The organism is Amycolatopsis sp. NPDC003676 (assembly GCF_053587275.1).
The window spans coordinates 40,171-57,974 of sequence record NZ_JBSFNS010000010.1; the positions used below are offsets into that span (position 1 = coordinate 40,171).

At 69.4% G+C, this 17,804-nt stretch carries 20 protein-coding genes; 4 read left to right on the top strand and 16 right to left on the bottom strand.

Annotation, left to right across the window (positions count from 1 at the left end):
• Positions 1-3: 3 nt before the first annotated feature.
• Together ACWDNU_RS08750 and ACWDNU_RS08755 are read right to left on the bottom strand one after the other, a co-directional pair.
• Positions 4-675 (bottom strand): hypothetical protein, encoded by a 672-nt coding sequence (locus ACWDNU_RS08750; RefSeq protein ID WP_449668343.1) that lies wholly within the window; start codon positions 673-675, stop codon positions 4-6.
• A 40-nt stretch (positions 676-715) separates the two neighbouring features.
• Positions 716-973, bottom strand: coding sequence for a hypothetical protein (locus ACWDNU_RS08755; protein ID WP_370939196.1), 258 nt, complete (start codon positions 971-973; stop codon positions 716-718).
• A gap of 54 nt (positions 974-1,027) precedes the next feature.
• Here ACWDNU_RS08755 and ACWDNU_RS08760 point away from each other — a divergent pair, with 54 nt between their 5' ends.
• The gene (locus ACWDNU_RS08760; protein WP_449668344.1) at positions 1,028-1,792 is read left to right on the top strand and encodes a MerR family transcriptional regulator; all 765 of its coding nucleotides are present in this window, start codon (positions 1,028-1,030) and stop codon (positions 1,790-1,792) included.
• Here the strand turns inward: ACWDNU_RS08760 and ACWDNU_RS08765 are convergent.
• On the bottom strand, positions 1,734-2,318 hold the full coding sequence (locus tag ACWDNU_RS08765; protein ID WP_449668345.1) for an NIPSNAP family protein: 585 nt from the start codon (positions 2,316-2,318) through the stop codon (positions 1,734-1,736). The genes ACWDNU_RS08760 and ACWDNU_RS08765 overlap by 59 nt on opposite strands.
• A gap of 85 nt (positions 2,319-2,403) precedes the next feature.
• On the opposite strand from ACWDNU_RS08765, the gene ACWDNU_RS08770 reads away from it, so the two are divergent.
• Positions 2,404-3,357 (top strand): helix-turn-helix domain-containing protein, encoded by a 954-nt coding sequence (locus tag ACWDNU_RS08770; protein ID WP_449668346.1) that lies wholly within the window; start codon positions 2,404-2,406, stop codon positions 3,355-3,357.
• Here ACWDNU_RS08770 and ACWDNU_RS08775 read toward each other — a convergent pair.
• Positions 3,302-4,612 (bottom strand): MFS transporter, encoded by a 1,311-nt coding sequence (locus ACWDNU_RS08775; protein ID WP_449668347.1) that lies wholly within the window; start codon positions 4,610-4,612, stop codon positions 3,302-3,304. The two genes, ACWDNU_RS08770 and ACWDNU_RS08775, sit on opposite strands and share 56 nt — an antisense overlap.
• 80 nt (positions 4,613-4,692) lie before the next feature.
• Between ACWDNU_RS08775 and ACWDNU_RS08780 the strand changes: the two genes are divergently transcribed.
• Positions 4,693-5,655, top strand: a complete 963-nt coding sequence (locus ACWDNU_RS08780) for an Lrp/AsnC family transcriptional regulator (protein WP_449668348.1) — start codon at positions 4,693-4,695, stop codon at positions 5,653-5,655.
• Here the strand turns inward: ACWDNU_RS08780 and eccD are convergent.
• The 6 genes from eccD to ACWDNU_RS08810 are packed head-to-tail and all read right to left on the bottom strand — an operon-like array spanning position 5,645 to position 11,041.
• Positions 5,645-7,021: a type VII secretion integral membrane protein EccD gene (gene eccD, locus ACWDNU_RS08785; RefSeq protein ID WP_449668349.1), complete on the bottom strand. Its 1,377-nt coding sequence runs from the start codon at positions 7,019-7,021 to the stop codon at positions 5,645-5,647. The genes ACWDNU_RS08780 and eccD overlap by 11 nt on opposite strands.
• Positions 7,018-7,341 (bottom strand): YbaB/EbfC family nucleoid-associated protein, encoded by a 324-nt coding sequence (locus ACWDNU_RS08790; protein WP_370939204.1) that lies wholly within the window; start codon positions 7,339-7,341, stop codon positions 7,018-7,020. Before ACWDNU_RS08790 ends, eccD begins: the two co-directional genes overlap by 4 nt.
• Entirely contained in the window at positions 7,334-7,825 is a 492-nt protein-coding gene (locus tag ACWDNU_RS08795) for a hypothetical protein (RefSeq protein WP_370939205.1), read from the bottom strand. Before ACWDNU_RS08795 ends, ACWDNU_RS08790 begins: the two co-directional genes overlap by 8 nt.
• Positions 7,826-7,830: 5 nt before the next feature.
• Complete coding sequence (locus ACWDNU_RS08800) at positions 7,831-9,177, bottom strand: WXG100 family type VII secretion target (protein ID WP_449668350.1); 1,347 nt, start codon at positions 9,175-9,177, stop codon at positions 7,831-7,833.
• 3 nt (positions 9,178-9,180) lie between these two features.
• On the bottom strand, positions 9,181-10,224 hold the full coding sequence (locus tag ACWDNU_RS08805; protein WP_449668351.1) for a WXG100 family type VII secretion target: 1,044 nt from the start codon (positions 10,222-10,224) through the stop codon (positions 9,181-9,183).
• A 34-nt stretch (positions 10,225-10,258) separates the two neighbouring features.
• Positions 10,259-11,041, bottom strand: coding sequence for a WXG100 family type VII secretion target (locus ACWDNU_RS08810; RefSeq protein ID WP_370939208.1), 783 nt, complete (start codon positions 11,039-11,041; stop codon positions 10,259-10,261).
• Between the two features lie 134 nt (positions 11,042-11,175).
• On the opposite strand from ACWDNU_RS08810, the gene eccCa reads away from it, so the two are divergent.
• On the top strand, positions 11,176-15,120 hold the full coding sequence (gene eccCa / locus ACWDNU_RS08815) for a type VII secretion protein EccCa (protein WP_449668352.1): 3,945 nt from the start codon (positions 11,176-11,178) through the stop codon (positions 15,118-15,120).
• 7 nt (positions 15,121-15,127) lie between these two features.
• Here the strand turns inward: eccCa and ACWDNU_RS08820 are convergent, their stop codons facing one another.
• From ACWDNU_RS08820 to ACWDNU_RS08845, 6 genes are read right to left on the bottom strand one after another with little or no spacing between them, the layout of a single operon-like run.
• Positions 15,128-15,580, bottom strand: a complete 453-nt coding sequence (locus ACWDNU_RS08820) for a hypothetical protein (RefSeq protein ID WP_449668353.1) — start codon at positions 15,578-15,580, stop codon at positions 15,128-15,130.
• On the bottom strand, positions 15,577-15,780 hold the full coding sequence (locus tag ACWDNU_RS08825) for a hypothetical protein (protein ID WP_449668354.1): 204 nt from the start codon (positions 15,778-15,780) through the stop codon (positions 15,577-15,579). Before ACWDNU_RS08825 ends, ACWDNU_RS08820 begins: the two co-directional genes overlap by 4 nt.
• Before the next feature lie 11 nt (positions 15,781-15,791).
• Positions 15,792-16,385, bottom strand: a complete 594-nt coding sequence (locus tag ACWDNU_RS08830; protein WP_449668355.1) for a hypothetical protein — start codon at positions 16,383-16,385, stop codon at positions 15,792-15,794.
• Positions 16,352-16,708 carry a DUF6086 family protein gene (locus ACWDNU_RS08835; protein WP_449668356.1) on the bottom strand — a complete coding sequence of 119 codons (357 nt, stop codon included), beginning with the start codon at positions 16,706-16,708 and terminating at the stop codon, positions 16,352-16,354. Before ACWDNU_RS08835 ends, ACWDNU_RS08830 begins: the two co-directional genes overlap by 34 nt.
• On the bottom strand, positions 16,705-17,436 hold the full coding sequence (locus tag ACWDNU_RS08840; RefSeq protein WP_449668357.1) for a hypothetical protein: 732 nt from the start codon (positions 17,434-17,436) through the stop codon (positions 16,705-16,707). Before ACWDNU_RS08840 ends, ACWDNU_RS08835 begins: the two co-directional genes overlap by 4 nt.
• A complete protein-coding gene (locus ACWDNU_RS08845; RefSeq protein ID WP_449668358.1) occupies positions 17,433-17,804 on the bottom strand; it encodes a hypothetical protein in 372 nt (123 codons plus the stop codon). Before ACWDNU_RS08845 ends, ACWDNU_RS08840 begins: the two co-directional genes overlap by 4 nt.

A 17,804-nucleotide genomic window follows, 5' to 3' on the forward strand; every position in this document is an offset into this window, starting at 1 on the left:
GGGTCAGGAAGGGTCTGCGCCGAAGTCGATGCGCGTCTCGAGCGTCACGGGCAGCGCCTCGAGGTCCGGATGCGCGAAGATCGCCCGCGCGACGTCCTCATCACACGCCACGTAGGTGGACACGAGGTCGTGATCGGAGCAGACGACCCAGGCGTGGCCACGGGGCATCCAGTAGTCCGGGCCGCTTTCGATGCCGACCTCGTCGTCGACGCGCTTTCGCAGTTCATCGAGACCGTCCAGCGGCGCTGCGATGACGAGATGGGGTATCCCGCCCGCCGCGTCGGCGGAAACGTCGTAGCCGAAAAAGACGTCCGAGGTGCCCGAAGCTTCGGCCAGGACGCTGCTCAGCGCGCGCTGCTCGCGAGGGAACAGCCGGCCGCTCTGGGTCAGCCATTGCCGAGGCCCGGTGGCGACATCGGCTCGGGCAAGGGTCCGGTGGCACGTTTCCGGGTGGATTTCCAGCCCGATCCGCGCCGCCAGGCTCGCCCAGCTCCGCAGGTCCGTGTCATCGTCGGAATGGGCGAACGCGTGCAGGATCCGCAGGTAGACCGGATAGCCGCTGGGCAGGAGCTGGCGCACGACGTGCCCCGGCCCGGTATAGCCCGCCGAGGGGTAGATGTTCTCCAGCCACGCCAGTTCGGCGCGGGCGTCCGGGGTCAGGTCGGCGATCGGCATGCGCCAACCCTGCCAAGCCCGCCGCCCGGGGCAAAGCGAGTTAATCAGCGCGAAGCAGTCGTTCCAGTTCGCTCTCGGCCTCGCTGCTCCCCGCGTCCGAAAGCCGCTGCAGTTCCCGCAGATCGCGGTTCTCCACTGCCCGCCGGGTCAGCAACCGGCCCGCGTGTTCGCTGCCCTCGTCCAGGAGATCCGACAGTTCGGCCAGGTCGCCGCGGCCGTCGGCGAGGTCGGCCAGGCGGTCCAGTGCGGTCTCGTTTCCCTCGTCGGCGAGCGCGCGCAGGGTGTCGTAATCAGCCATGCGGCCAGCTTCCAACCTTGCCCCAGGGACAAGGTCAAGCGCGATACTGGAGACATGCTCACCATCGGCCAGCTCGCCCGTCACGCCGGGGTTTCGGCCAAGGCTGTCCGCGTCTATCACGCGAAGGGGCTGCTTCCCGAGCCCGAACGCGACGCCGCCGGGTACCGCCGTTACGACGCGCAGGCGGTCATCGACCTCGCCCGCATCGTCACGCTCGCCCAGGCGGGCGTCCCGCTGGCGCGTATCCCGCAGGTGCTCAACGCCGACGAAACCGCGCTTGAGCAGATCGACGCCGAGTTGCGCGACCGGATCCGGCAGCTCCAGCAGCGTCGTGTCCGGTTGCGGGATCTCGATCAGCCTGACCGGCTCTGTCTCCCGCCCGAAGCCGTCGCGTTCATGGAGCGGCTAAGGCCGGTGGGGCTGTCGAAGCGCCATGAGAACGCGATCCGTGACGGTTGGATCCTCGCCTGTGCGCTGGCCCCGGACATCAGCCGCGAGATCCTCGCCAGTCGCATCAAGTTGCTGGACGATCCGGAGTACCTCGCCGTTCTCCGCGCGTACGACGAGGCAATCGAGTGGAGTACCGACGATCCCCGGCTCGAAGCGATTGCCGACACCGCAGCGAAGCTCGCGCAGCGGATGACGTTGCCGTCTGATCTGCCGGACTTCCGGAAGGTGCCCCGCCAAATCGTCGAGCTTCTCTCGAAACATCTCGAAAGTCCGGCCTGGCAGCGCATCGATCGGCTGGTCGCACAGCGGATCAGCGAAGCGAGGACCGCGACGTCGGAGCCAAGCGGAGCCGCTGCACGTCGGGCATAACCAACCCGCGTTCGAAGGCCTGCCGCGCGGCAAGGTCGGGGAAAACCCAGACTCCTACCCGGACGTTCTCTCCTTCCCGCACCGGCAGCGCGCGGAAGGTGTTCTCCGCTGGCTCGGTGACGAGGGAAGCGAAAGGTGCAACAAATTCCGTCGAAGCCGGGCCGATGAGCACCAGGATTCGCGATGACGCGGCACCAGCTGGCCGGGGCAACGGCGGGAAGTCGACTTCGGGACGCAGCAGCAGGACGTTGTCGCTGTCGAGCATGGTGGCGTTGGCGGCGTCGCGATGTGTCCGCCAGGCCTCGCCTTCGAGGTAGAACGCGGTCAGCGCGGCGTGCCGGGCCGTCATGTCCGGGAACGAGCGGAACCACACGAAGCGGTCCGGGTCGTCCTCGTCGCGGAATTGGCCGACGATCGTGCAGCCCGCCGCTTCCTGCGGTTCCAGCAGCTCACGGTCGAACAGGTCGATCAGGACGTCCCGTTGCCCCGGACGGAGGGTGTACTGACGAAGCTCCACGACGGTCACGGCAGCGAATCTGCCACCCCGCCCCGGCAAGAGCGAGTGGCAGGACTGACTCCTTTCGCTTAATTCCTGCCGTATCCTCGCACCCATGCGAACCGTCGCGGTCGCGCTGGTCGACGACATGCCGCTGTTCGAGCTGGCCATCGCGGCGGAGGTGTTCGGGCCGTCCAGGACCGACCTCGCCGACCCCTGGTACGAGCTGCGGTTCTGCGCGGCCAAGCCGGAAACCCGAACCGAGTTCGGCTTCCGGCACCACGCCGGGCACAGTCTCGACACGCTCAAGGACGCCGACACCGTGCTGGTGCCCGCGTTGCCGTACGCGTGTGTCCAAACTGGACAGCCCATCCCGGCGAATCTGGTCAGCGCGATCCGGGAGGCAGCGGAGGCGGGCGCGCGGATCGTCTCGCTGTGCACTGGCGCGTTCGCGCTCGCGGCGGCGGGGCTGCTGGACGGCAGGCGCGCGGCGACGCATTGGATGTACGCCGCCACCCTCGGCATGCTGCATCCGCAGGTCCAGGTAGACGCGTCGGTGCTGTACGTGGACGACGGGCAGGTGCTCACCAGCGCCGGACGCAGCGCCGGAATCGACCTGTGCCTGCACGTCGTCCGCAGCGACCTCGGCGCGCACGTCGCCAACGAGGTCGCGCGCCGGATGGTGCTGCCCGCGCATCGCGGCGGCGGGCAGGCGCAGTACGTTTCCGCCACCGTGCCGGAGACCGACGACGCCGGTCTCGGTCCGGTGCTGCACTGGGCGACGCGGCACCTCGACCAGCCGCTGACCGTCGAACAGCTGGCCCGCCAGGCCGGGGTCAGCCCGCGCACGTTCGTCCGCCGGTTCCGCGAAGCCACCGGGACGACGCCGTTGCAATGGCTGCTCGACCAGCGCGTTCTGCACGCCCGCAGCCTGCTGGAATCCACCGACCTGCCGATCAGCCTGATCGGCGAACGCAGCGGCCTCGGCTCGGCGGCCAACCTCCGCCGCCATTTCACACTCCGGCTGGGGACGGCTCCGACGGACTATCGGCGCGCGTTCCGCGGATGAGCCCGACCGCCGTCAATCCGGCCGCGACGGTCAGGCCGACGGCCGTCCAGCACGCGACTTTGACATCGGTCGCGAGGAAAACCGTTGTCAGCACAGCGACTCCTACGGTGCCGCCGAGTTGCTGCACCGCGTTCAGCAGGCCCGCGGCCGACCCCGTCTCCGAGGGACGGACGAGGGCCAGCGCGGCGGTGAAAAACGGCACGGTGAACAGACCGGTCCCCGTGCCAGCGACCGCCAGCGGGACGAGCAGCGGCCAGCCGAGCGCGATCCCGACGATGCCAAGAGCCAGGAAACCCACGCCAGCAAAGAGAATCCGGGTGCCGTAGCGCGGGACGAGCCAGCGTCCGGCCACAAAGGACGATACGGCCAGGCCGCAGGACCACGGCAGCAACGAGAGTCCCGCGGTGCGCGCGTCCGCGTGCTGGGTCAGTTGCAGGAACAGGACGACGACTTGGGTCAAGCCGGTCATCACGGCGAAGAACAGCACTGACGTCAGCAGTCCAGCAGGGAAGCCCAGGCCGCGAAACAGGCTGCGCTCGATCAGACCACCGCGAAACCGTTGCTGCAGCGCGAAAACCACGAGGACAACTATCCCGGCGGCGACGAGGTAGCCGTTCCACTGCGTGAGGAGCGGGTAGACCACGAGCCCGGCGCCCACGACGACCAAGGCGGTCCCGAGCAGGTCGAGCCGCGGCCGGGCGGCGGACCGGTCTTCGGTGAGCAGGCCGGACGCAGCGAGCACGGCGATTCCGAGCGGGACGTTCACCAGGAACACCGACCGCCACGTCCAGGCGTCGGTCAGCAGTCCGCCGAGGACGGGACCGCTCACCGCGGCCAGTCCCATCACCGGACCGATCATGCCGAGCGCGCGAGCCCGGGCCGCGCCGTCGAACAGGACGCGGATCAGGCCGATCGTCTGCGGGATCACCAACGCGGCGCAAGCCCCTTGCAGCGCACGGAAAACCAGCAGGAACCCCGGCGTGGTCGCGGCCGCGCACAGGGCCGAGGCGAGGACGAAACCGGCCATGCCGAACTGGAAAGTGCGGCGTCGGCCGAGAAGGTCACCGAGACGTCCGCCGGTGATCAGCAGGAGCGCGAAGGGCAGCGTGTATCCGACGGTGTAGAAGGAGATCGCACCGCCCAGTTCGGCGTGCACGGCAGGCGCGGCGACCTGGACGATGGTGGTGTCGAGGAGGTTCATCGCTTCCGCGACGAGCAGGACCGCGAGCGCGGCCCAGCGGCGTGAGTCGGTCATGCCGCCAGCCTGGACAGCGGCCGCGAAGGATTCCAGCCACCAGCTCGAACGAGCGGAAATCTTCCATTGAGGACAGATTGGTGCAGAATCAAGCCATGCTCGACGACCTCGACCACGCCCTCGTCCACGCGCTCCAGATCGACGGCCGCGCCCCGTTCGCGCGGATCGGGACCGTCCTCGGCGTCTCGACCCAGACCGTCGCCCGCCGTTACCGGCGGCTGCGCGCCGAAGCCGGACTGCGCGTCGTCGGGCTGGCCGCGCCGCATCGCGCCGGGCAGACGCAGTGGCTCGTGCGGCTCACCGTCGTCCCGGCCGTCGCGCAACGGGTCGCCGACGCGCTAGTTCGGCGCACCGACACGACCTGGGTCAAGCTCGCCGGCGGCGGCACGGAAATCTGCGTCATCGTCCATTCCGCCAACGGTTCCGAGCACGGCCTGCTGCTGCACGACATCCCGCGCACGACCGGCATCACCGCCGTCTCCGCGCACCAGCTGCTGCACCTGTATCACGGCGGGCCGACCGCCTGGCTGGGCCGCGCCGAAGTCCTGACCGACGCCCAACGCGGTCAGCTGGAACCGGAAACCCGCGCCACATCTGCGCAAGCGACCGCCGCCGACGAACCTCTGCTCACCGCTCTGCAGCGAGACGGCCGCCTCGGCCAGACCGAGCTGGCGGCCATTACCGGCTGGTCCGCCGCCACCGTCGCCCGCCGCATCACCGACCTGCGCGCGGCCGAAACCCTTTACTTCGACGTGGAAATCGACGCCCGGCTCTTCGGCGCAACGACGCAAGCTCTGCTGTGGATGGCCGTGGCCCCGGCCGATCTCGACGCGGTAGCCACCGACCTTGCCACCCACCGCGAGCTAGCCGTCGTCGCCGCGACCACCGGGCCGACAAACCTGCTCGCGCACGCCCTCTGCGCCGATCCCCCAGCGCTGCACCGTTACCTCACCCACCGGCTGGGCGCGCTGCCCGGCATCCGCTCCTGCGAAACCGCGCCGGTTCTGCGCACGCTGAAAGCCGCGAGTCCGCTCAGCCGCTGACCGCCTCGTACACCCCCGCGATCAACGCCACGAACGGCACCAGCGACAACAGCACCAGGAACTCCGAAATATCCAGCAACCGCGACCAATACGGCGACCGCACCCCGCGCGCGACCCGCGTCGCGTAGAACAGCGACACCACCGCGGCCAGCACCAGCGTCAGCCCGACCGCGAGCAGCGCGATCCGCTGATTAGCCGCGATCAGCCAGAAACCCGCGGTCAGCAAGGCAATGAGGCCGAAACCCACCAGCACTAGCCGTTGCGTGCGTCCGGCATACGCGCGCGAACGCTGGATCCACGCCGTCCCGAGAAGCGCAGCCAGCCCGGCTTCCCACGGCCCGCCGGTGGCGAGCACGATCGACGAACCGATCACCACCAGCCCGAGCGCCACCAGCAAGCTCGTAAGCAACGCCTGCGCGTACGTGGTCCGCCCGGCCATTTCCACGCCGAGCGACGGTTGTTCGTTGGCGCGGAAGGATTCCATGTCGTCCGGCACGCGCGGGAGCGGCATCCGGCCCAGCCGCAGCGCGAGCATCGGCGCTACAGCAGCCAACGCCGTCGCCAACACTGCCGCGACAGCCGCAGCAGCGACCGGCTTCGCCCCAGTCAGCAGCACCACTCCGGTCGCGATCGCGCCAATCCCAGCCGAACCGACGACCGCGACGAAGAACGGCAACCGATCCGCCACCGAAACCGCGGCCAGCACACCGTAAACAGTCACCGCCGCGAGTCCCGCGGCAAGCGGCCCGGCGGAGAGCGAGAACACCGAATGCGGTGGCAGCAAGGAAATTCCGGCCAGGAACGCCACACCGACCCCGGCCAGCGCACCGGCCGCACCCGCGCCCGAATCGCCGTATGCCCGGCTCAACGCGCCGCCGCCGAGCAGCAGAATGACGGCGAGCAGCCCGGTGCCGATCGGCGCGAGCACGCTGCCCGCCAACGAGGCCTGGATCAGCAACCCGCCCGCGAACAACAACACCGCAGCCGTCGTGATCCCGGCTCGGCGAGCGACCTTCGGCCCCCACGTGGTCGACGCGGATTCCCCGACGCTCGCGATCGAATCGACCACGTCGTCGAACAGCAACGGACCCCGCGGCCGTTCACGCGGGGTCAGGTGCAGCACTTCGCCGTCGCGCACCTGCGCGGCGGCCACGGTGAGCCCGAGCGCGAGCGGCGCGCCGCCGAGCCGCGACAGCACCCAGCCCGGATGCTCGGCCGACGCCTGCCCGGCCGCCCCGGCGAGCCGGACCAGCTGCGGCACCAGTTCGGCGAACGTGCTCTGCTGCGGCAAAGCGACATCCACCCTGGCGCGCGGGGTGACGATCGTGACGCGCCGGGTCGACCCGGCGACGGCCGGCGCGCTCACAGCTGGGACCTGGACGCCTCGATCACCGGGGCGAACTTCGCGCTGCTCGCCTCGGCGAGCTTCTGCAGGCCGGCGTTCACCGCTTCGAGGACGATCTCCGACAGCGTGCGTGCGTCGAACTCGCGGATCGCGCGCTGGTCGATGTCGACCGAGGTGAACCGGCCGTCGCCGCGCAGCGTCACGGTCACCTCGTTCTGCCGCGAAGCCGCCTTGACCTCCATCGCCTCGACCGTGCGCTGGATCCGCTGGACCTCTTCGGTCTGCTTGCGGACCTGCGCGAGCAGGTCGTCCATGTCCGGCACGGCATACGGTTCAGTCACCGTCGTTCTCCTTCTCCTGCGGGGTTTCCCGGCGGACGTGCACGCTGGCGACGAACTTCCGGAAGTCGGGGACGAGCGTGCGCGCGTCCTGCGGATCGGCCGTGCAGACCAGTTCCAGCACGACCCGCCCGGCCGGACCGGGCACGGTCAGGAACACCTGGATCTGCAGCAGATCCTGGCCTTCGCCGGTGCGCATCCGCAAGGTCTGGGTGCAGCCGGGCGCGGCGGGGCTGCCGACCTCCTGGCGGTCGAGGACGTCCAGCAGCGCCATCGTCCGGCCGAGGCGTTCGACGGCCTCGTCGGCGATGTCCTTCATCGGCACGGAATCCTCGCGCTGCTGGATGCCGAGCGTGATGTTCGGCGTGAAGTCCGCGACCGGTTCCGGGTGCACCGCGACGAAAACCAGCCCGGGCGCGATCGGCGGCACCGGCGTCCAGCCCTCGGGGACGTCGAAGCCCAGCGGGAGCGTCACCAGATCAGCCATGGCGCTCACCAGGAACCCACATACTGCGCCGCGTCGTCCCAAGCCCCGCCCAGCGCGTTGGCCGCCTCGCTCGCCGCGTCGCCGACCGCGTCGATTGCCGCGCCGCCGTACTCGCTGACCGCCGCGCCGACCTTCGGCAGGTCGATGTCGATCTTCGCCCCAAGCCCGGCACCGAGCCCGAGCGCGGCACCGGCCTTGAAGTTCATCTTCAGATGCCCGTTGTCATAAACGAACTGCCCGTCGAGCTGAGCGCCGATTCCATATTGGACGCTCCCGCTAGCGCCGACGCCGACCCCCGCGACATCCGCCGCGACCTGGCCCTCCAGCTTGCCGCCCGCGAAAGCGTTGGCGTGCACGCCAAGTCCGTGAATCCCCAGCTGTCCCGAAGCGCTGACCTCGCCGCCCGCGAACGCGGAACCGCGAGCGCTGCCGTGCGCGACGCCGTAGCTTCCACTGGTCCCGATGTCCTCCCGGAACCCCAGCTCAGCGTGGCCGGACGCCTTCGCGTCCCAGCCCTGCGAGGAGATTTTCCCGTCGTACTCCGGAATGAAGCCGTCTTGCTCGTGCGCGGTCTTGTAGTAGGTGATCTCGGTGGCGCGGGCGATCTCGCTCTTCAGCTTCGGCTGTCCGAACGGCGTATCGGCCTTCTTCGGAGCGCGGGTGCCTTCCAAACCGTTCCAGGTCAGCTTCTTCCAGCCGGAATTGCCGAACCACGACGGCGCCGACCGCGGCCGCTTCCGTCCGTCGAGGGTGTCGCCGTTGACCCAGGACAGCGGGCCGTAGTTGCGTTTGCCCAGCTTGCCCGGCTTGCTCATCGGCCCGGCCCACGGCGCGGGGAACAACTCCGCCAACGCGTCCGACAGCTCGTCGGCGACCTGCCCGGCCGCAGCGACCGCCTGCTCGCCCAAATCCCTTGCGGCGGCGATAAAAGCACCCACCGCGTTCGGATCCGCTGAGCGCGCCTGGTTGATCAGCTGTGTGCCGTACTGCTCGAACTGCGCGACAACCGAGTCAACCCCAGAACGCGCCCACCGCAACAGCTGTCCGGCCATCGACAACCGCTTGCCCTGATCGGCCAGCTTCGTGCCGTCTTCGGTCAGGGCGTGCGCCACGTCGGAAGCAGCTGTCGCGTACGCGGTGTACGCAGCGCCGTCCCAGTCAGCGTGCAATGCCGTGGCAGCGTCCGCGATTTCGGTGGCTTTGCCGGTAATCGTGGACGCGTTGGTGCCACAGCGATTCGCCGCCGCTTCGAGCGCCGCCGGGTCGCCGGTGACCCGGCGCTGGTATTCGACCAGCACCTGCCGGTAGTTCGACAGCACCGAGCTGACGACTCCGGACGCGTCCACGGCCACCGGTTATGCGCCCTTCGCGTCGATGTCGACGTGCTGCTGGAAGTGCTTGCCCTGGTAGGTGACGTCGACATCGATGTCCACGTCCTGCCCGGCCGGAGCTTCGACCGTCGACTGCCCGGTGTTCAGGTCGGTGTGGATCACGACCTCGTGCGCACCGGTCGACTGTCCCGGCACCGAAGGCGCGGGGGACGGAGCCGGAGCCGGATCCACCGGGATCCAGCTGTTCCCCGGGTTGGCCCCCGCTCCGGCACCCCCGCCGGACGGCCAACCGCCAGTGCCAGTGCCGCTGCCCGAAGGCCAGCCGCCGTTGGACAACGCGGGCGGCGTGTAGTTCGTGAACGACGGGTTGCCCCCGGGCACTCCCCCGCCGCTGCCGCCGATCGCCGCCTGCCCGGACGCGCTCGCGACCGGCGCGGGCAGCTGCGGCGCGGTGACCGGAGTGCCGGACACCGCAGCGTTGCCCGCCGCACCGTTGGCGTCGGAAGAACCGTGGTGGAACAGCTTTTCGATGTCGCCGATGATCGTCGCGACCTGGGTGATCTGGTTCGCGAGGTCGCCCGCGCCGAGCGCCTTCAGCAGACCGCCGACCGCGGTGATGAATCCGCGGAGCGTGGCGCTGGTGGCAGTGGAAAGCGCGACCGCCGCGCCGTAGGTCCACCAGTTCGACATCAGCGACGCGACGGTCGGGTTCACCGCCGCGACCACCGACCGGTACGCCTCCTGCGCCGCCTTCACCAGCGTGCCCGAGATGCCGAGCAGTTCAGCGCCCTTCTCGATCACGTTGATGATCTTGGTGAGCTGCTCGAGCGAGTGGGAGATCTTCTGCAGCGCCGATTCCGACGCCCCGCCGGACCAGACCTTGCCGAGCTGGTCGGCGGCCTTGCTGAGCTCGGTGTAGAGCGATGTCAGCTCGGCGGCCTTGTGCAGCAGGTCGAGGACGTGCTTGGCGATCTGCTCGGGCTGGCCGGTGACGATCTGCGGCAGCACGGTGATCGGGCCGCCGCTGGTCGCGGTGGCGTCCATCGCGCTGGAGTTCGGGAAGAACATCGGCTTCGGACCTCACTTGGTCGGGGGTTCGGGGTCAGACGGAGGCGGGCCGGTAAACGCTGACCTTGGCCAGTCCGCCGAGGCCCGGATCGACAGGGCCGTGGTTGTAGAGGGCGCCGCCGTCCCCGGCGACGCCGATCACCGGGTGGTGTTCGGGCAGCAGAAGCGGCTCCACCACGACAACGTCGCCGCTGTGCACGCCGCCGGGCACGTCGCCGAAGGTGCGCGCGGTGCCCGAGTACACCTCGATCAGGCCGACGCGCGCCTGGTTGTCGGCGTCGCCGGCGAGCCAGTCGTTGAAGTCCGCGACGCCATGGAAGCGGGCGTCGGTCAGCGGGTGCTCGGCGAGCCTGCCGAGGTCCGCGTCGCCGAGGTAGCGCAGCACGTTGCCGACCGAGGACGGTTCGCCGTGCGCGCCGGTGCTGTCGGTGATCGCCGCTGCGGCCAGGTGCGCGGCGTGCGGGGTTCCCCAGATCGACGTCAGCGGCGTAGAAGACCCAGCAGACTGGGCACCTCCGCCGTAGCCGTCGGAAACGGCTTCGTCGGCGCTTTGGTAAGCGTCGGCGCTGTGCTTGACCAGGCCGTTGATCTCCTGCAGCAGCTGCAGCAGCGAACGCACCGCGGTCACCTGCTGCGAGTGCAGCGCCTCGTTGGCCGCCGCGACGACGCTGCCGAAACTGGCGAATGTCGTCGGCTGCAGGACGAGTTTTTCCAGGTCTGCGACGGCGTTGATGCCGTGGGCGATGACGGCGCCCACGTTGCCGACGGTGGAGCGCATGGCCTCCGGCTCGGCCCGGTACTCGCCGGTCGTGCCCATGGCTCTCCCTCCCGCTCCGTGCGTACGACGCACCGGTGCGGGGCGTCTGCGCAGAGCGTAAGTTCGCGCCGCCGGGCGAGCGGACGGCAAAAGTACCCACCGCGACCGGACAACCGGCGGCCAAAATACGGGGCATGAGTTCCACCCGCGACCGCCTCGGCCTGCTCGGCGAGCAGCCTGGGGAGATCATGCTGCAGTCCCCGCCGATGCTGCCCAAGAGCGGCTCCGGCGGCGTGATGCAGCTCATGATGTTCCTGCCGATGATGCTCGGCATGGGCGCGATGTCGTTCGTCTACATCGGACGCGACGGCGGGGTGATGACCTGGATCTTCGGCGCGCTGTTCGTCACCGCGATGGGCGGCATGATCGTGATGTCGCTCGGCCGCGGCGGCATGGCGAAGAAGGCGCAGATCAACGAGGAGCGCCGCGACTACCAGCGGTATCTCGCCGGTCTTCGCACGCGCGTGCGCGCGGTCGCCGACTCGCAGCGCGCCACGCTGATCGCGCAGCAGCCGGATCCGGCGGACCTGTGGGCGTACGTCGAAACCGACCAGCACTGGGACCGCCGCCGCGCCGACCGCTCGTTCGCGATGGTGCGCGCGGCCACCGGGCCGCAGCCGCTCGCGACGCCGTTGCGCGCGCCGCAGATCGCGCCGCTGGAAGAGCTGGACCCGGTTTCCTCCACCAACCTCAAGCACTTCATCCAGACTTTCTCGACCGTCGAAGGCCTGCCGGTTTCGGTGTCGCTGCGCTCGTACGCGGCCGCGACGCTGTCCGGCCGCCGGTTCGACGTGCTCGGGATGACCCGCGCCGTCCTGGCTCAGCTGGTCACTTTCCACTCCCCGACCGACCTGCGGGTGGCGTTCTGCGTTGCCCCGGACCGTTCGCACGACTGGGATTGGGCGAAGTGGCTGCCGCACGCCACCGCGCCGGTGCTCGCCGACGCGACCGGCCCGCGGCGGCTGTTCGCCGACAACGCCGCGGAACTGGCGCGGTTGCTCGGCCCGGACCTCGGCGACCGACCCGCGTTCTCGCGCCGCGGTAACGCGGCCGACCTGCCGCACATCGTGCTCGTCGTCGACGGCGGCGACTCCCACGGCGAACCGCGGCTGCTGGCCGAAGAAGGCCGTCTGGGCATCACGGTGCTGGAAGTCGGCGGCGACCAGCCTCGCGCGACCTCGACCGAGCGGTTGCTGAGCCTGCACGTCTCACCGGATCAGCTCGGTATGGTGGTGCTCGACGGCACCGAAGCGCGGCTCGGGTTCCTCGGCACGCCGGACCGGCTCGACCACGGCGCGGCCGAAGCGCTGGCCCGGATGCTGACGCCGTTGCACCACGGCGGCGCGGTGGTCAGCGAACAACCGATGTCCTCGACCTTCGGCTTGGCCGGGTTGCTCGGCATCGGCGACCCGCGCGACACCGACACCACCGTCACCTGGGCTCCGCGCCCCGCGCGCGACCGGCTGCGGATTCCGTTGGGCGTGAACCCCGACGGCCGCCCGGTCGACCTCGACCTCAAGGAATCCGCCGAGGGCGGCATGGGCCCGCACGGCCTGGTGATCGGCGCGACCGGGTCCGGCAAGAGCGAACTGCTGCGCACGCTGGTCACCGCGCTGGCCGTCACGCATTCGTCGGAAAAGCTGAACCTCGCGCTGATCGACTTCAAGGGCGGCGCGACGTTCGCCGGCATGACCAACCTGCCGCACACCTGCGCGGTGATCACGAACCTGTCCGACGACCTCGCGCTCGTCGACCGCATGGCGGACGCGCTGAACGGCGAATTGCTGCGGCGGCAGGAACTTCTGCACGCGGCAGGCAACTACGCCTCGGTGCGCGACTACGAAAAGGCGCGCGCGGACGGTACTCCGCTGCAGCCGTTGCCGTCGCTGCTGGTGATCATCGACGAGTTCTCCGAGCTCCTGTCCTCGCGGCCGGAGTTCATCGACCTGTTCGTCGCCATCGGACGGCTCGGCCGTTCGCTGGGCATCCACCTGCTTCTGGCTTCGCAGCGTCTCGAAGAGGGCCGCCTGCGCGGGCTCGACTCGCACCTGTCGTACCGGATCGGCCTGCGAACGTTCTCCGCTGCGGAAAGCCGTGCGGTGCTGGGTGTCGCGGATGCCTACCAGCTGCCGCCGGTGCCGGGTTCGGCGTATCTGAAGTCCGACAACGACACCCTGATCCGGCTGAAGGCCGCGTACGTCTCCGGCGAACTCCCGCCACGCAGCCGGATTGTGCGTTCGGACGGACAACAACTGGGCGTCCTGCCGTTCACACTGGGACCGGTTGAAGTACCAGTCGCCGAACAACCCGCCGCCGAGGCCCCCGCGAAAGGCACCGGCGAAACGATCATCGGCGCGATGCTGTCCCGTTTGGAAGGACGCGGCCCAGCCGCCCACCAGATCTGGCTGCCGCCGCTGGCCGAACCGCCCACTTTGGACCAGCTGCTGCCCCCGATCGGCGAAGACCCCCGCCGCGGCCTGTGTCCCCTCGGCTGGGGCGGCAACGGCAAGCTGACCATTCCGGTCGCGTTGGTGGACAAGCCTTTCGAACAGCGCCGCGACATGCTGTGGGCGGATTTCTCCGGTGCGGCGGGCAACGCGGTGATCGTCGGCGCACCGCAAAGCGGCAAGTCGACATTGATGAAGGACATCGCGGCGATGCTCGCGCTCACCCACACCCCCGCCGAGGTGCAGTTCTTCATCCTGGACATGGGCGGCGGCGCACTCGCCCCGATCGCCGGCCTGCCGCACGTCTCGGGCTACGCCACCCGCCGCGACCCGCAACGCTGCCGCCGGGTCGTCGCGGAACTGGTCACTTTGCTGGAACAACGGGAAGAATTCTTCGCCGCGCACGGGATCGAGTCGATGGCCGCCTTCCGCAGCCGCCGCGGCGAATTCACCGAAAGCAGCGACGACCGCGAGTTCGGCGATGTGTTCCTGTTCGTGGACAACTGGACCACCATCCGCTCGGAGTACGAGAAGCTCGAAGAACAAATCACCGCGCTGGCGCAACGGGGTCTGGGCTTCGGCATCCATGTCCTGGTCTCGCTGAACCAGTGGATCGGCGCCCGCGCCCAGCTGCGCGACGCCATCAGCACCCGCTTCGAACTGCGCTTGGGCGACCCGGCGGACTCGTCCATCGACCGCAAGGTGGCTCAAAACGTCCCCGCCGACCGCCCCGGCCGTGGTCTCACCGCGGACAAACTGCACTTCCTCGCGGCCCTCCCGCGCATCGACTCCGACCAACGCCCGGAAACCGTCGGCGCCGGCGGCCTGGACCTGGTCCGCCGAGTCTCCGCCGCCTGGACCGGCCCGCGCGCTCCGCAGGTCCGCCTCCTGCCCCCGGAAGTCCCGCTGGACTCCCTCCCCGCCGCTCCCCACGGCCGGATCACCCTGGGCCTGGCGGAATCGACCCTGCGCCCCGTCCACCTCGATTTCCGGACGGACCCGCACTTCCTGGCCTTCGGCGACGTCGAATCGGGCAAGAGTTCGCTGCTGCGCGCTCTCGTCACCGGCATCTGCGCGACTAACACCCCCGACGAAGCCCTGATCCTGGTCGGCGATTACCGCCGGGGCCTGCTGGGCGTGGTCGATCAACCGCACCTGCTCGGCTATGCCGGTGCGGAGAACACGCTGACGGACTTGGTGAACCAATGCGCGACCGCGATGCGCAACCGCCTCCCCGGGCCCGATGTCACGCCCGATCAGCTGCGCAACCGCTCCTGGTGGCGGGGGCCGGACCTGTACGTGGTCATCGACGACTACGAACTCGTCGCGACCGCGGGCCGGAATCCCGTGCTGCCGTTGCTGGAATTCCTCCCGCAGGCAAGGGATATCGGCCTGCACCTGATCCTGGCCCGCTCCTCCGGCGGGGCCGGGCGAGGCATGTACGAGGCGGTGATCCAGCGGGTGCGGGAGCTGGGGTCGCCTGGCCTGGTCATGTCCGGCGGAAAGGAAGAGGGCGCGCTGCTGGGCGATGTGAAGCCTTCGCCGCAGCCTGCCGGCCGGGGAACGCTGGTTTCGCGACGGCACGGGACGGAGCTGGTGCAGGTGGCCTGGACCAAACCGGTCGAGGACTGAGCGGGTCTCAGTCGAGGAAGACCTCTCGGCTCGACAGATGGCTCGAGTAGGAAACGTCCCACTCCGCGGGCACTTCCCGCCGAACCCGCCGGGCGAGTTCCCAGCCGCGCTCGTCGAAGCTGCGCTCGGCCTCCGCCGAGGGGAACGCGGACGAAGCCGGGTCGTCGTGGTTCATCATGGCGTCCCATTCGTCCTGCCAGGCGGACAGGTCGCGAGCCAGCTCCGCGCTCAGCCCCAGCTCCGGCGACGCGGGGTCGACGGGGGTGGTCACGTCGTGGGCGTACGGATCGAAGACCCACAGCGGGTCGGCACTCCATTCCGCCATGACCTTGATCGACCGCCACGAGATGTCCGGCCGTTCCACGGGGAGCGACCTGCGGCGAGTGGGCCAGGCGAAGATGTCCGAGATCCGGTGGAAATCCCAGAAACTGACGGGTCGCCGCGACTCCGGGTCGTTCACCTTTCCTCCGCACCGGCACGCTCTTGCGAAAGAAAGCGCCTCGCCGGAGGCGGCGGGAGCGTGAGCTGCCGTGCTTCGGCGAGGAACTCCCTTACCAGCGCGAACAACTCTTCCACCTCATCCGCCTGCTGCAGCGTGCAGATCCCGTACATCCCGGGACGATGCATCACGTCGACGATGCGTTCGTGGTGGCTGAGCATTTCCGCCTTTCTCAGGGCAATCGCGGATACAGCGGTTCCCACCGAAGCACGACGGCGCGCAGCCCCGGATCGACGAGGTGGTCTCGCACCTCCCCGGCGAGCTTGATGAGCTGCTTGACCCGATGCAGCCGGGCGATCTCCGGCGTGGACAACTTCGTCCGCCCAGGGCTCAGCCGCTCGCACTCGTCGATCCGCTCGGGCGTGAGCACCGCCATGATCCGCCGGATGGCGTCCTCCGCGGTATACCCCTTGCCAGGCAAGGAAAACCCGGATTTCACGAGCCCGATCGACATGAACAACTGCCGGTTCAGCAGCTCGTCCGCCTCGATCAGCCCGTGCTCCTCCACGTACGAAAGCACGTCACAGGCCGCGCGCAGATACCGGTCCTTCTCCGCCTCCGACCACGCCTGGCCCTCGTCGATCTCTCTCCACAACCCGCTGAACAACAGGCTCAGCAACTCGCCCCAGCCCCACGGATGCGTTCCGTCCGGCAGCCGTCCCCCGCCGATCCACCACTCGAACCGCTCCCGCGACGACAACCTGCTCAACCGCGGAATCTCCGGCCACGACATCAGCTCGGGATGTTCCGCATCGAATCCCGGCACCGGGCCACATCCGGCGGCACGTCTTCGACCGGAATACCGGACCGTTCCAGCAGAACCAGGCATACTCCGAGAAACCCGCGCGCCAATTCCCGGTACACGTGATGAGTCATCACCGAGCTGTCGAGCATGGTCCGCACGAACACGGCAAGCTTGGCCGGGTCCACGTAGTAGAAATCGGCGGCCATGGGGCTGAACCCGGCATCGCTGATGTCGAGGTCGAAGTTGTGCGCCAGCGTCACACCCATGTTCACGAACAACCGGCCGACCCGAAGGGCCGGACTCCACACGTCCTCGTCGTCGACAGTAGTGAAAATGTAGCTCACTCAGCCCCCCAGCCCGCGCCGCTGTCGTACCGAACCACGTCCCACAACGACTTCGCCGCCCGCCACACCCCCGTTACCGCGGGCCACGCGATCTCGTCGCTCACCGCGAGCGTCACGATCGCGTCGGCAGCAGCGACCCGACCCGGCTCGTCACCTGGAGACACCTTCAGGATCATCTCCAAGTGCGCCTCCGAAATCAGCGGCGCGACCGCGGAAAACTCGAGCTGACAACCCACCTCCGCGGACACCCAGCCTTCACCGTCGCGGCGATCCTCGACCGGCAACGCCGCGGTCAGCGCGTCGAACCCGGCGGCCGCACTCAACCCGCCGGTCCGGCAGTACAGCTGGATCTCCCGCGCAACCGGACCTCGGACGGAGAAGCCTTCCTCCGCCGCCAGCCGCCGCAGCGCCGCACGCACCTCAACGAGCAGCTCCTCGTCCGTCACGTCGCCCGGGTCGCGCAGTGTCGGATCGATCGGATAGTCCTCGAGGACGAAGAACAGGTGATTCAAGACCTGGTAGAACGGGGTCCGCAACCGTTCCCGTCGTTCGGTGGACAGCCGCCAAGCAGCGCCCCAGGCCAGGGAGAACTCCGGCCCGGACGACTCCCCGCGAACCAGCGCCTCCATCGCGGCAAGCTCCCGCGCCACACCGGAATCAGCGGGCACTTCGCGCCGCTTGGCCCACACCGGCGTCAGCACCGGGTACTCCCCGCTGTCGCGGGTCACAACTCGTCCAGGTCCACGGCGAAACCGGAGCCGTCATCGTAAGGAACCACGTCCCACAACGACTTCGCCGAACGCCACACCGCCGACACCGTCGACCACTCGACCTCGCCGCTCAGCGTGAGCGCCGCTATCGCGTCCGAGGCGCCGACCCGGCCCGACTCGTCGCTCGACACCAGTTCGGCGATCATCGCGGCCACCACCGGAGTCCCCGCGGAGAACTCGAGCTGGCAGCCGTCGCCTACCTCCGCGGACACCCAGCCTTCACCGTCGCGGCGATCCTCGACCGGCAACGCCGCGGTCAGCACTTCGAACCCGGCGGCCGCGCTCAACCCGCCAGTCCGGCAGTACAGGTGGATCTCATACGCCAT

Excerpts from the sequence above, each read along its gene's own strand:
- ACWDNU_RS08750 (WP_449668343.1), bottom strand. The coding sequence starts at position 675 with ATGCCGATCGCCGACCTGACCCCGGACGCCCGCGCCGAACTGGCGTGG.
- ACWDNU_RS08755 (WP_370939196.1), bottom strand. The coding sequence starts at position 973 with ATGGCTGATTACGACACCCTGCGCGCGCTCGCCGACGAGGGAAACGAG.
- ACWDNU_RS08760 (WP_449668344.1), top strand. The coding sequence starts at position 1,028 with ATGCTCACCATCGGCCAGCTCGCCCGTCACGCCGGGGTTTCGGCCAAG.
- ACWDNU_RS08770 (WP_449668346.1), top strand. The coding sequence starts at position 2,404 with ATGCGAACCGTCGCGGTCGCGCTGGTCGACGACATGCCGCTGTTCGAG.
- ACWDNU_RS08775 (WP_449668347.1), bottom strand. The coding sequence starts at position 4,612 with ATGACCGACTCACGCCGCTGGGCCGCGCTCGCGGTCCTGCTCGTCGCG.
- ACWDNU_RS08795 (WP_370939205.1), bottom strand. The coding sequence starts at position 7,825 with ATGGCTGATCTGGTGACGCTCCCGCTGGGCTTCGACGTCCCCGAGGGC.
- ACWDNU_RS08805 (WP_449668351.1), bottom strand. The coding sequence starts at position 10,224 with ATGTTCTTCCCGAACTCCAGCGCGATGGACGCCACCGCGACCAGCGGC.
- ACWDNU_RS08810 (WP_370939208.1), bottom strand. The coding sequence starts at position 11,041 with ATGGGCACGACCGGCGAGTACCGGGCCGAGCCGGAGGCCATGCGCTCC.
- eccCa (WP_449668352.1), top strand. The coding sequence starts at position 11,176 with ATGAGTTCCACCCGCGACCGCCTCGGCCTGCTCGGCGAGCAGCCTGGG.
- ACWDNU_RS08825 (WP_449668354.1), bottom strand. The coding sequence starts at position 15,780 with ATGCTCAGCCACCACGAACGCATCGTCGACGTGATGCATCGTCCCGGG.
- ACWDNU_RS08845 (WP_449668358.1), bottom strand. The coding sequence starts at position 17,804 with ATGGCGTATGAGATCCACCTGTACTGCCGGACTGGCGGGTTGAGCGCG.